General features: G+C 70.8%; 9 protein-coding genes and 3 tRNA genes. 4 read left to right on the top strand and 8 right to left on the bottom strand.

All coding sequences use genetic code 11. The features are described 5' to 3' along the window. Nucleotides 1–113: 113 nt before the first annotated feature. The 3 genes from G4X40_RS09695 to G4X40_RS09705 all read right to left on the bottom strand — a co-directional run bounded on the left by G4X40_RS09695 (nt 114) and on the right by G4X40_RS09705 (nt 6134). Complete coding sequence (locus tag G4X40_RS09695; protein ID WP_277832019.1) at nt 114–497, bottom strand: hypothetical protein; 384 nt, start codon at nt 495–497, stop codon at nt 114–116. Nucleotides 498–535: 38 nt separating this feature from the next. Next, entirely contained in the window at nt 536–5389 is a 4854-nt protein-coding gene (locus tag G4X40_RS09700; RefSeq protein WP_277832021.1) for a cation-translocating P-type ATPase, read from the bottom strand. A gap of 121 nt (nt 5390–5510) precedes the next feature. Further along, nucleotides 5511–6134, bottom strand: a complete 624-nt coding sequence (locus tag G4X40_RS09705; protein WP_277832023.1) for a TetR/AcrR family transcriptional regulator — start codon at nt 6132–6134, stop codon at nt 5511–5513. 153 nt (nt 6135–6287) lie between these two features. Here G4X40_RS09705 and G4X40_RS09710 point away from each other — a divergent pair, with 153 nt between their 5' ends. Continuing rightward, entirely contained in the window at nt 6288–7814 is a 1527-nt protein-coding gene (locus tag G4X40_RS09710; RefSeq protein ID WP_277832024.1) for an MFS transporter, read from the top strand. A gap of 135 nt (nt 7815–7949) precedes the next feature. Here the strand turns inward: G4X40_RS09710 and G4X40_RS09715 are convergent, their stop codons facing one another. The 3 genes from G4X40_RS09715 to G4X40_RS09725 all read right to left on the bottom strand — a co-directional run bounded on the left by G4X40_RS09715 (nt 7950) and on the right by G4X40_RS09725 (nt 8857). After that, nucleotides 7950–8474, bottom strand: a complete 525-nt coding sequence (locus G4X40_RS09715) for a DUF488 domain-containing protein (protein WP_277832025.1) — start codon at nt 8472–8474, stop codon at nt 7950–7952. A 172-nt stretch (nt 8475–8646) separates the two neighbouring features. Then, nucleotides 8647–8719 (bottom strand) — tRNA-Arg (locus G4X40_RS09720). A 48-nt stretch (nt 8720–8767) separates the two neighbouring features. After that, nucleotides 8768–8857, bottom strand: a tRNA-Ser gene (locus tag G4X40_RS09725). Between the two features lie 185 nt (nt 8858–9042). On the opposite strand from G4X40_RS09725, the gene hisC reads away from it, so the two are divergent. Together hisC and G4X40_RS09735 are read left to right on the top strand one after the other, a co-directional pair. Then, the gene (gene hisC / locus G4X40_RS09730; protein ID WP_277832027.1) at nt 9043–10119 is read left to right on the top strand and encodes a histidinol-phosphate transaminase; all 1077 of its coding nucleotides are present in this window, start codon (nt 9043–9045) and stop codon (nt 10117–10119) included. 7 nt (nt 10120–10126) lie between these two features. Next, complete coding sequence (locus G4X40_RS09735) at nt 10127–11044, top strand: aldose 1-epimerase family protein (RefSeq protein WP_277832028.1); 918 nt, start codon at nt 10127–10129, stop codon at nt 11042–11044. A 74-nt stretch (nt 11045–11118) separates the two neighbouring features. On the opposite strand, the gene G4X40_RS09740 is transcribed toward G4X40_RS09735, so the two are convergent. Together G4X40_RS09740 and G4X40_RS09745 are read right to left on the bottom strand one after the other, a co-directional pair. Beyond that, nucleotides 11119–11206, bottom strand: a tRNA-Ser gene (locus tag G4X40_RS09740). A 40-nt stretch (nt 11207–11246) separates the two neighbouring features. Further along, entirely contained in the window at nt 11247–11717 is a 471-nt protein-coding gene (locus G4X40_RS09745) for a MarR family winged helix-turn-helix transcriptional regulator (RefSeq protein WP_277832394.1), read from the bottom strand. Nucleotides 11718–11929: 212 nt separating this feature from the next. On the opposite strand from G4X40_RS09745, the gene G4X40_RS09750 reads away from it, so the two are divergent. Beyond that, the gene (locus G4X40_RS09750; protein ID WP_277832030.1) at nt 11930–12931 is read left to right on the top strand and encodes an NAD(P)H-quinone oxidoreductase; all 1002 of its coding nucleotides are present in this window, start codon (nt 11930–11932) and stop codon (nt 12929–12931) included. The last annotated feature ends 20 nt before the right edge of the window (nt 12932–12951 follow it).

The following is a 12951-nucleotide window of genomic DNA, read 5'->3' on the forward strand; positions in this document are numbered from 1 at the left end:
GAACTAGGCAGCGTCCCAACATGTTTGAATTGGAAACGAGTTGTCCGGCACTGTACCTGTCACCAAGTAGGTTGTGAGAACTCATCACCGTGGGGCGGGCGCGGAGCTCCACGTCATCCTGCCTTGCCTCGCGACCGCACCCGCTCGACCACCAGTCCGCCGGTCCCCAGCGCGATCGCGATCGGCCACTCCAAGGTGCCGACGACCGCCAGGGTCGCGAGGCCGCCGTAGTACAGATAGCCGGTCGGCAACGTCATCGACACCGGCCCGACCCGCACGTTCGCGCCGGGCTTCGGCAGCGTCACCGATGCGCTGAGAAAAGGAAGTTCGATTGCGGCCGTGGGCTTGACGACCGGTTCCGCCGCCTCGCCGACCGGCTCCGACCGTCCTGCGGCGGTTGCCTTCGCGGGGCTCCGGGTGGATTTCGCCGGACTGCCCGCGGCCTTCTTCGTAGCCTTCTTCGCGGGGGCGGCGGATCTGCCGCTCGTCGTTGCCATGTCGTGTCCTTTCCTCGGGGCTCGGCGGACAGGTTCCGCTATTCCGTTCGTTCTCCGGTCGGCACAGGGGTCGGGTCCGAGGCCGGCTCCGGTGCGGATCCCACGGTATGACCGGCGAGCCACCGCGGGGCGAGTACCGACACCGCTCCGGCCCCGGCCGTGGCGGCGAACACCCCCGTCCAGGCGACCGGTCCGAGCGGCGTACAGCCGAAGAACTGGCTCACGCCGGGGGTCTGGATGATCCCCACCAGCACGGCGATGCTGCCCGCGGCGGTCGCGACGACGAGGGGGCTGTGGGTGCGGCCGCGCAGGGTCTGCGCCAGCTGGGTACCCACGAGTGCGGCCAGTCCCATCGTGGCCGAGCGGCGATAGGTGCCCGGCGTCCAGCGTCCGATCGCCCAGGCGGCGGTCGCGCCGACCGTCGTGACCGCGCCGCGCTCGACGATGTCCCGGACCAGCGGGCGGCCCAGTGACGGCGCCGGTTCGGACAGCGCCTCCCTGCGGTGCTCGACACGCTGCTGTTCGATGTCCTCGGGCGATGCGCCGTCGGTGACAAGCTCGGGTGCCGGACGATGCGGCGTGACCGCGACGGCGAGCGCCGGGAACATGTCGGTGAGCAGATTCACCAGCAGCAGTTGACGAGTGCCCAGCGGGGCACGCCCGCCGAGCGCGGTGCCGACGACCGTGAACGCAACCTCGCCGGCGTTGCCGCCGAGCAGGATCACCAACGCATCACGCACGCTCTGCCACATGTTCTTGCCCTCGACGAAGGCATCGAGCATCGTCGTCAGGTCGTCGACGGTGAGTACCAGATCTGCGGCCCCGCGGGCTGCGGTCGAACCCCGACTGGTCACGCCGATACCGACGTCGGCCACGCGGATGGCAGCGGCGTCGTTGGCGCCATCGCCGACCATCGCGGTGATCCGTCCCGCGGACTGCAGGGCCGTGACCACCTGCATCTTCTGCTCCGGGCTCACCCGCGCGAACACCTGCGCCGACGAGACCAGACCGATCCGCGCCTCCTCGTCGCAGTCGGCCAGCTGCTCGCCGGTGACCACACCCACGTCGTCGGGCAGGCCCAGCCGCCACGCGATCGCGCGGGCCGTGACGGGGTGGTCGCCGGTGATCAGGACCGCGGTGCGACCGGCCGCGGTCAGCTGTTCGAGCAGCGGACGCGCGCTCGGCCGCGGGGTGTCGGCCAGTCCCACATAGCCGAGCAGTTCGAGATCGTCCGCGGTCTCGGCGAGGCCGTCGGCACCGAACTCATCGGCATCGCCGTCCACTGATCTGGCGTGCGGCTCGACCGGCACCCGCGCGACCGCGATCACCCGCAGTCCTTGATCGGCGAGCTCATGCACCAGGGCCTCCGCGCGGGCAGGCCCGTCGGGATCGTCGAATCGGCACCGGGGATGCAGTACCTCCGGCGCACCCTTGAGCACCAACATCTTCCGGCTGCCGTCGCGGTCCGTGTGCATCCCCAGCGCCGCCGCGTAGCCGCGACTCGACTCGAACGGCACCTCGTCGAGCAGCTGCCAGGTGTCCGCGGTTTCCGCTGCAGCACCCGCCGCGGTGATGACGGCCTCGTCCGTGGCGTGCGCATGCGATTCCTCGGCCTTCGGCCGTGGACACGCGCGCGCGGCCGCCCGCAGCACCGTCGCGGCCGCGTCACCGGTCGCCCCGTCCGGGTAGCGGGCGACGGTGACCACCCGGAGCCGGTTCTCGGTGAGCGTCCCGGTCTTGTCGAAGCAGACGGTGTCGACCCGCCCGAGCGCCTCGAGCGTGCGCGGGGTCCGCACCAGCACGCCCTGGTGGGACAGTCGCCGGGCGGAGGCGAGTTGCGCGATCGTGGCGACCAGCGGCAGCCCCTCGGGCACGGCGGCGACCGCGATCGCGACGCCGTCTGCGATGGCCTGCCGCAACGGCCGGCGACGCAGCAGCGACAGGCCCGTCACCCCGGCGCCGCCGGCCAGCACCAGCGGCAGCACCTTCGAGGTCAGTTCGTGCAGCCGGGCCTGGATCCCCGGGGCCGGCCCGATGCCCGAGGCGGCCCAGATCGCGCGGTGCGCTGCCGTGCCGGTGCCGGTCGCCACCACGATCGCCCGCCCTCGGCCGGCGACCACGGTGCTGCCCTCGAAGACCATGCTGGCGCGGTCTTCGGACTCGGTGACCGAGACCGGATCGACCTGCTTGCTCACCGGCACCGACTCCCCGGTGAGTGAGGACTCGTCGACCTCGAGGTCCTCGACGAGCAGCAGTCGCGCATCCGCCGGAACGACCTCGTTGGCGCGCAGGTCGACGACATCGCCGGGATGCAGGCGGGCGGCGGACACCGTCACGACCCGCTCGGTGGTGCGGGCGACCGACAGCCGTCGACGGGTCCCCCCGATGATCGGGACGACCACCCTGCGCGCACGCTGATCCTGCGTGGCGAACAGCTCCGCCGCCGCATTGTCGGCCCGGACCCGTTGTGCGCCACCGACGAAGGCATTGACCACCATCACCCCACCGACCAGCAGTGCATCGATGCTGCTGCCGAGGATCGCCGATGCGGCGACACCCACCGCCAGCACCGGCGTCAGCGGATCGGACAGCTCGCGCCGGGTCGCCGCCAGCAGTCGGCCGAGGTTGCGCGCCGGATCCAGCAGCGGCGCCGCCACCACACTGTCGGACAGGTCCGTCTGCACTCGACGCCAGAACCCTTGTCCGGCAGGAGCGGTCAACGGCTGTGCCTGTTCGGTGAGCCGCGCATAGACGATGTCCGGGTCGAGCGCGTGCCAGGCGGTGAGCAGCTGCGGGTCGGGGTCGGGGCGTCGCAACACCTCCACGGCCGCGAGCGCACCCGAGAGCATCGCCATCGCCGCCGCGGCGTTCACCGGGCTGAGCCACCGACCCAGACCGACCGCACCGCGACTGCCGGACTCCCCCGTCACCAGCAGCAGACCGGCCAGCGTCGTTCCGCCCTTGGCCAGCCGCACGGCGGTGGCGCTGGCCCGCCGGGCCGCCGGCAGCGCCGAGATGATCCGCACCGCGGCGGACAGGTCCGACCCGGTCAGCACGTCGGCCGTCCAGGGTGTCGCCGCACTCGAATCGTCCAGTGCCACGCCGATGTCGGAGATGGCGAGCGCCGCGAGGGTGTCCGCGGAGGCGAAGTCGGGGTGCAGCGAGGTGACGAGCAAAACGGGGCCTCGGTCCTTGCGCAGTTCGCGCACGACCTGCAGCAGCGGGGTCCCGGCGGGGTGCGTCTCGGACACCGACGCGGCGAGATCCTCGGTGCCGGCGACGTGGCGCAGCACCACCCGGGTGCCGCTGCGCCGCGCGGTCTCGATCAGCGGCGCCGCGAACTGATCCAGTTCCCAGCCGACCATGACAGTGCCGACCACCTCACCCGCGCAGACCAGGTCGGCCCGCTCGAGACCCTCCGCCGGCGTCGAGGGTGCCGAGGAACGCTTGCGCCAGTGCAGTTCCGGGCGATCTGCGTCCGGCTCTTCCGGGCCGGCCGCGGGGGGTGGCTCACGATGGAGCAGCGCATCGGCGACCTCGTAGACGCGATCGTCGTCCCAGCCGGGCGCGCTCGCCTCGGTCCGCAACACCGCCCGCGCGTCGCCGCGCAGTGCCGCGCCGTCGATGACCACCACCTTCACCCGGTCGAGCCGCCGCAGGGCGCCCGGGTCGAGCACCAGCTGGCCCGACCGCGCCAGTCCGCGGCCGAGAATCGCCGCGAACATGCCACGCCCCACGTGCGCGGCCTTCGGCACGCCGGCCAGGATGGAATCGGCGACGTCGTGGAGATGACCGCTGGCGATCAGCGCGCCGGCCGCGGCCAGCAGCGAACCGCTGGCGGCCTGCTCCGTGTATTCCTCGACCACGCCGCCGCTCGCACCCTTCGCGCTGTCGACGGCCACATCCACCGCGGCATCGACGACGACGTGCGAGATCTCCCCCGCCGCGGCGGCAGCCCAACTGTGGCGCGGCTCGTCCAGGTCCTCGATCGCCGATGAGGTGATCGGCACGACCGGGGCCTGCGGCCGGGCGGCACTCGCCAGATCCCGTTCGCGACCGGCCCAGGTGTGCCGGTGCGCGCGCGCCTCGGAGATCTGCGCGACCCGCTGGACCAGGTCCAGCATCGGCGCGGCCGGAGCCCTGCCGAAGCCGTTGGTCGCGGCGCTCATCGTGGCGAGCACGACGTCGGTGCCCACTCGGCCGAGCCGTGATTCCAGTGCCGCAACAACTCTCGGCTGATGGTGGACCACCGCGGCGGCCGCGCGGGCCGCACGCGGTGCGGCCGGTACCCGACCGAATCCGGTCGCCAACGAGACCGCCACCGCCGCCACGTCCAACGCGGCGATCACCGCGGGTACGACAATGGCCAGCAGGTCTCCCGGATCGGCCACCGGTACAGCACGTTTCGCCGCTCGGAGCGCAGCGCGCGCACGTTCGTCCGCCTCACGATCAGCGGGCGCGAGGGCGGCGGGTCCTTGTCGCAACCGCGTCGTCGCCTCCCGGATCGCCCGCCGGACCTCCTCGACGTCGAGACCGGACTCGTGCTCGACGACGATCCGGCCCAGCGTCCCCTCGACGTGCGCGACCGTGACGCCGGGGAGCGCTCGGACCGCGTCCTCGATATCGGCGGTGTGCCTGGAGAGTTGGTGGAACGGCACCATCGGCTCGAGGTCGAGGTGCAGCCGGCCGCGAGCGGACCATGCGAGCGCCGGCCCCTGCCCGACCAGTGTCCGGGCGCCGTCGAAGGCACTGCGTCCGGCGTGCACGGCGGGATCGGTCAGCGCCATCACGGTCCCGGCGCCGATGGCGGTGGCGGTGAAACCCGCCCGGACAGCGGTCGACCCGATGGCTGCGAACGACGACAACGCGGTGGACATGCCCAACGGCCCCATCGCGTCAGCTCCCCGTCACCGCAGGCGACAGCATCACCCCAGTGTGCCCCAGCGGTCACCCCTGCGGGCCGCATCGAGGTTTCTCCCAGGAAACCTTCTGTTCAGCCGGTGTTCGCCGCGCTCAGCGTGCGGCGACCAGCGGGATCAGCACCTGTTCGACGATCTCTGCGACGTCCTGCCCGGTGACCGGTTCGTTCTGCAACAGCATCCGGTGCAGCAGCATCGCGGGCAGCACGTCGGCCACCAACTGGGTCGCCGCACCCTCACGCACCTCGCCACGGTCGACCCCGCGCCGCAGGAGCGCGAGCAGTACCGCCCGGCGCGGAGCCTGGAACCTCTCGTCCACCACCCGCGCGAGGTCCGGGTCCGAGGCGGATTCGAGTTTGACCGCCCGCATGGCGGCGCCCGCGGGACTCGCCAGGACCGCACTGATGACCATCGCGACGCGCCGGAGCGCCTCCGCCGTCGCGACCGAGTCGTCGAACTCGACTTCGAGTCCGCACTGCGCCGGGGTCGGCAACTCGGCGCACAACGCGTCGAGGACGAGTTCCTGCCGGGTGGGCCAGCGGCGGTAGATGCTCGCCTTGCCGGTCCGGGCGCGCGCCGCGACACCCTCGACCGTGAAGGCGGCGTAGCCGACGTCGCACAACTCCGCATACGCGGCCGAGCGGATGGTGTCCTCCAGGACCGCACCGCGCTTGCGCCGTGTGCCCGCGCCGGGGGCGGCCGGTTCCGTGACGCTCACCGCGACCTCGCTTCTCCCGATCCGATTCCAGGTTAGTGCACGGTTGCGTTTCCTACCGGGCGGTTCTACGCTACCGAAATAGAGAACGCGACCGTCCGATATGGTCGGCGACGCGCTCGACCGGCATCCCTCGATCATCAGGTGGTCATCGTCATGACCGATCGTCAGGCTCCAGAAGTCCGGGTGGATCCAACTTCATCGGGGACCCCACCAGATCCGCGTCGGTGGCGGTCGCTCGCGTTCATCTGCCTGGCGCAGTTGATGGTCGTGCTGGACGGGACGGTCGTGAACATCGCACTGCCGCACGCGCAGGCCGATCTGGGCTTCTCCGATGCCAACAAGCAGTGGGTCATCACGGCATACGCCCTGGCCTTCGGCGGCCTGCTGCTGCTCGGCGGGCGCATCGCCGACATGTGGGGTCGGCGGCGCACGTTCATCGTCGGGCTGATCGGCTTCGCTGCGGCGTCCGCGCTGGGCGGGGCGGCGCTGAGCACCGGCATGCTGATGGGCGCCCGCGCCGTGCAGGGCATGTTCGGCGCATTGCTGGCTCCCGCGGCCTTGTCGCTGCTGACCGTCACCTTCACCGAACCTCGTGAGCGCGCAAAGGCTTTCGGCGTGTTCGGGGCCATCGTCGGCGGCGGCGCCGCGATCGGCCTCATCCTCGGCGGCGTGCTGACCGAATACCTGAACTGGCGCTGGACGCTGTACATCAACGTCGCGTTCGCCGCCGTCGCGGTGGTCGGCGCGGTGACGGTGGTGCGTGAGCCCCGTACCGGGGCCGGTCACCGTCGGCTCGACGTGGTCGGCGCAACCCTCGCCAGTGCGGGCCTGGCCGCGCTGGTGTTCGGGTTCAGCAGGGCCGCGACCGACGGGTGGAGCGACACCGGGACCGTTGCCGTGCTGATCGCATCGGCGGTGCTGCTGGGCGCATTCGCCTACTGGCAGACCCGCGCGCCGGCGCCGCTGCTGCCTTTGCGAGTCGTGTTGGAGCGCAACCGCGGTGGCGCGTTCCTGTCGTTGGGACTGGCGGTCATCGGCATGTTCGGGCTGTTCCTCTTCATGACGTTCTACCTCCAGGTGGTGCTGCGCTACAGCCCGGTCGTCGCCGGTGTGGCCTTCCTGCCGATGGTGGTCGGCATGATGATCGGCTCGACGCAGATCGGTGCCCGCCTGACCACCCGGGTCGCGCCGCGCGTGCTGATGACGCCCGGACTGCTGGTCGCCGCGGGCGGACTCGCGATCCTGGCGCAGATCCGGGTGGACAGTTCCTATGCGGAGGTCGTGCTGCCCGGACTGTTCCTCATGGGCGTCGGACTCGGCACGGCGTTCATGCCCGCCATCAACCTGGCCACCCACGGCATCGACGAGCAGGACGCCGGCGTCGCCTCCGCAATGGTCAACACCTCGCAGCAGATCGGCGGGGCGATCGGCACCGCGCTGCTGAACACGATCGCCACCACCGCGACCGCGTCATACCTCACCGTCCACGCGCATCTGATCACCTCGCCGGCCGCCGGGCGGATGCTGCACATGGAGGCGATGGTGCACGGCTTCTCGACCGGGATCTGGTGGGGCGTCGGCGCCGTCCTGCTGGCCGCCGCGGTGTCCTTCGCGCTCATCACCACCGACCACCCTGCGGGCGTGCCGAGGGACGAGGAGGCCGCTCCGGTCGCGGCGTGAAACGCGTCCCGACCGAACCTGTCGGCGCCGCGAGCCGCCACCCGCGCACCTCACACACCCCGCGTGTACTTCGCATGACCCCGGCACCGTGCGAGGTACGCCGGCGGCATGTGAGGTGCGCAGGTTGCAAGTGCCCTACTGCTCGGGCGGATACGTGATCGTGGTGCCGTCGACGGAGGCGAAGGAGGTCAGCCTCTCCGGTTTCGCCTGAGTCGCGCTGTAGATGTCGAGCACGCAGTGGCCGCGCACCAGCAATGCGTCGCCGATCATCGACCGGTGACACCGCCACGGCACCGCCTCGGCGCACATGATGGCGGTGACCGACTCGGCCGCGATGGCCTCCAACTCGGCGACGCCGCGCGCGAAGCCCTCGGTCTGCATGTAGTCGGCGTATCCACGGAAGGAAGTGTTGCGCCAGCCCGTGTTCACCGAATCCTTGCGCGTGTGGCGCAGTCCACCGAGATCGTCGATGCGCCGGTAGACGATCCCCTCCTCCCGAAGCGACGCCGGCAGTCCGTCCTGCGCGAACTGCGGATTGTGCCGGGACCTGGGGATGGTCCGCACGTCCGCCAGGGTCTCGATGCCGTAAGCCCGCAAGATCGCAAGGAACTCGGCGATCGGGTGCGTGGAATGCCCGACGGTGTACACGGTCGCGGCCACACCGGCCTCCTCCCGCTCGCGTGGGACCAGATCTCGCGTGTGACCAGACTAGGACGCGAACGGGCCGCGGCCGCCCGAGCGACCGGATCCACGGTTCGAGCCACCGGACGCCGACCGCACCACAAGACGAAAGCAGGCCCCGGGCGCATTGCCCGGGACCTGCTCTCCTGTGTGCGCCCGAAGGGATTCGAACCCCTAACCTTCTGATCCGTAGTCAGATGCTCTATCCGTTGAGCTACGGGCGCATATTCGGTTGTGCCGACCGAAGTCGGCGTCCGGTGACCTGCACCGGATGGCGGAGGCGAGAGGATTTGAACCTCCGGTCCCTGTGAAGGGACAACTCATTAGCAGTGAGTCCCATTCGGCCGCTCTGGCACGCCTCCTCAGGCCCTTGCGAGCCGCCGAACGGAAACACTACACATCGATCGGCCGATTCGGCAAAACGGCTGGTCAGATGGTCCATCGACCCGCTACCGGACCGATCCGGACACCGACTCGCCGGTGATCGGCCACGATCTGACCCGGGTGCGCCACCGAGAGCGGGGCCGACACGACATACTGGGAACCCATGAAGCCGTACACGCGCCCCGAGCTCGATTCACTGCCCGCCTACGTTCCGGGCAAGTCGGTGCCGGGCGCGATCAAGCTCGCCAGCAACGAGACCACCGCCGGACCGCTGCCCAGCGTCGCCAAGGCCATCGCGGAGGCGGTCGAGACCGCCAACCGCTACCCCGACAACGGATGGGTCGAGCTGAGCCGCTCACTCGGCGAGCACCTGGATGTCTCGACCGACCAGATCGCGGCCGGCTGCGGATCGGTGAGCCTGATCCAGCAGCTCATGCAGGCCACCTGCAACGCAGGCGACGAGGTCGTCTTCGCGTGGCGCTCCTTCGAGGTCTACCCGGTGACCACCCAGGCGGTCGGCGCGGTTCCGGTCCAGGTGCCGCTGACCGCCGATCACCGGCACGACCTCGACGCGATGGCCGACGCGGTCACCGACCGCACCCGTCTGATCATCATCTGCAACCCGAACAACCCGACCGGCACCGCCGTAGGCCGCGCCGAGATCGAGGCCTTCCTCGACCGCGTCCCGGACCACATCGCGGTCGCGCTGGACGAGGCGTACTTCGAGTACATGCGCCCCGGCGACCAGCTCGACGAGATCCCGGACGGCGTCGAGATCGCCCGCTCGCACCCGAACGTCGTCGTGCTGCGCACCTTCTCGAAGGCGTACGGGCTCGCCGGCGTGCGCGTCGGCTACGCGGTCGGCGACCCGTCGGTGATCAAGGCCATGCGGGTCGTCTATGTGCCGTTCAGCGTCAGCTCACTCGCGCAGGCCGCCGCGGTGGCCTGCCTGGACGCCCAGCACGAGTTGCTCGACCGCACAGACGCGGTCGTCGCGGAGCGGGCGCGCGTCCGGGACGCGCTGATCGCCGCCGGCTACGAGGTTCCATCCAGCGAGGCGAACTTCGTGTGGCTGCCGCTCGGCGAAGAGACCCAAGACTTCTCGGCACGGTCGACCGAGGCCGGTGTGCTGTTGCGGCCGTACGCCGCCGACGGCGTGCGGGTCACCATCGGCGATCCCCACGAGAACGACGCGTTCCTCGCGTTCGCGACCACCGACCGCGCAGCCCACCAGGGGTGACCACGCCATGACCGTCGTCCCGTCCGGCCACCAGTACGAGATCTCCCACGGCGACCAGCGCGCCACGATCGTCGAGGTGGGCGGCGGGATCCGCGACTACGCCGTGGGGACCCGGGACGTGCTCCACCCCTACGCTCTCGACGCGGTCTGCGACGGTGCGCACGGCGCGCCGCTGATCCCCTGGCCGAACCGGATCGCGGACGGGCGATACCGATTCGACGGTGTCGAGCACCAACTGGCATTGACGGAGCCGGCCACCGGCAATGCGATCCACGGGCTGCTGCGGTGGCGGAACTGGGCGGCGGTCGAGCACGTCGAGCACTCGGTGACGATGACGACGGCGCTCAATCCGATGACCGGTTACCCGTTCCTGCTGGAGGTGTCGGCGACCTACACGCTCGACGACGGCGGACTGACCGTGCGGACCACCGCGACCAACCGGGGCGAGCGGACCTGCCCGTATGCGCACGGGCAACACCCGTACCTCTCGCCGGGCCGGGGAGCGATCGACGCGTGCCTGCTGCAGATCACCGCCGGCGCCCGGATCACAACCGACCCCGACCGGGGATTACCCACCGGCACAACCACTGTCGCGGAGTCGGACCACGACTTCCGGCGATCTCGCCGGCTCGGCGCGACGGCGCTCGACGACGGCTTCACCGACCTCGCCCGCGACGACGACGGCCGCGCCTGGGTCAGGTTGACAGGCGGGGACGGACGCACCGCGGCGGTGTGGGTCGACGAGAGCTTCCCGGTCCTGCAGGTCTACACGGCGCACACCCTCGCCGACGGGCGTCGGCGTGCGGGGCTTGCGGCCGAGCCGATGACCGCCCCGGCGAACGCCTTCGCCACCGGCGACCGGCTCATCCGCCTCGAACCCGGCGAATCCGCCACGACGACATGGGGTTGCCTGCTGACCGGGTGAGCCTGCAGCGACGGCCGCGACGCAAACCAACCACACAAAAGAGCCCGCCACCTGCAACAGCAGGCGACGGGCTGTGGCGGAAGCGGAGGGATTTGAACCCCCGTTGGTGTTACCCAAGCTCGCTTTCAAGGCGAGTGCATTCGGCCGCTCTGCCACGCTTCCGTGCCGAATCCTACACAGTGGCGGCACGGGCGCCGCACCTTCAACCGTTGCCTGACGCCGCCGCGTTGACCTTCTCGAAGACCTCGGCGACGGTGCGCAACTGATCGGGCGTCAGCGCGTCGACCATGTAGCGGCGCACATCGGCGACGTGATCGGGGGCCGCCGCGGCCAGCCGATCACGCCCGACGTCCGTGATGACCGCATTGACCCCGCGCCGATCGGAATCACAGCCCCCGCGGGCCACCAGGTTCTCGCCCTCCATCCGCCGGATCTGGTGGGTCAGCTTGCTGCGCGAGGCGACCACGCCGTCGGCCAGCTCGCTCATCCGCAGCGACCCGTTCGGCGACTCCGAGAGCATCACCAGAATCCGATAGTCGTCCATGGAGAGCCCGTGCTTGTCCACCAACGCGCGGTTGAGCACCTCGAACAGGCGCTGGCTCCCCTCGATGAAGGCGCGCCACGCCCGCTGCTCACCAGACGCGAGCCACTCGACTTCGAGGCGATCGTTCACGACCTCGTGGTCCCCGGCACCCCCGACAGCTACCTCAGTCACAGAAATATTCTAGACCGGCGTCTATCAACCCCCATCCGATCTTGGTTGGGCGCTCGTACAACTCGTCGACAGGCGACAGGGCGGGCCGACCTGCGGCGACGCACCGCCTACGGGCAGGCAGCGGGCACACGATCCCCACGACGGCCACACCCGTACTAGCGTCGGGAGGCATGTACGCGATCACGCTGTCCGGCTTCGGCGATCCGGATGTGATGAGCTGGAGCGAGCAACCCGACCCGAGTCCCGGACCGGGCGAGGTGATCGTCGACGTGGCCGCGACCGCGGTCAACCGCGCCGACGTGATGCAGCGCCTCGGCTTCTATCCGCCCCCGCCGGGCGAAAGCGAGATCCTGGGCCTCGAATGCTCGGGGGTGATCAGCGAACTCGGTGCCGGCGTGACGCGCTGGCATGTCGGCGACCGGGTGTGCGCGCTGGTCGCCGGCGGCGGCTACGCCGAGCGGGTCGCGGTCCCGGTGACCCAACTGATGCCGATCCCGGCCGGGCTCGACCTCCACGTGGCGGCGTCGCTGCCGGAGGTGGCGTGCACGGTCTGGTCGAACCTGGTCATGGCTGCGGGTATGCGATCGGGACAACTCCTGCTGGTGCACGGCGGCGCCGGCGGCATCGGGACCCACGCGATCCAGGTGGCCACCGCACTGGGGGTCCGGGTGGCGGTCACCGCCGGCTCCGACGAGAAGCTGGCGCGCTGCCGCGAACTCGGCGCCGAGATCACCGTCAACTACCGCACCGAGGACTTCGTCGAGGCGATCAAGGCGGCGACCGCCGGTTCGGCGCGTCCGGGCGCGGACCTGATCCTCGACAACATGGGCGCGAAGTATCTCGCCCGGAACCTCGACGCATTGGCACCCGACGGTCAGCTGGTGATCATCGGCATGCAGGGCGGCCGCACCGCCGAGCTCGACCTGTCGGCGCTGATGGCCAAGCGTGCCCGTGTACTCGCGACCGGCCTGCGCACCCGTCCACGAATCGGGCCGTCCGGCAAGGCGGAGATCGCGGGTGCCGTCGTCGACCGGGTCTGGCCGCTGATCTCCGAGGGCCTGGTCCAGCCGGTCGTGCACGCGGAACTGCCGGTCGCCGAGGCCGCCGCAGCGCACCGGCTGCTCGACTCGGGTGAGGTCGTCGGCAAGATCGTGCTGGTCGTGCGCAACTGACCCGCCCGACTACGTCACCG

This window comes from Speluncibacter jeojiensis (assembly GCF_029589495.1).
GTDB lineage: Bacteria > Actinomycetota > Actinomycetes > Mycobacteriales > Mycobacteriaceae > Speluncibacter > Speluncibacter jeojiensis.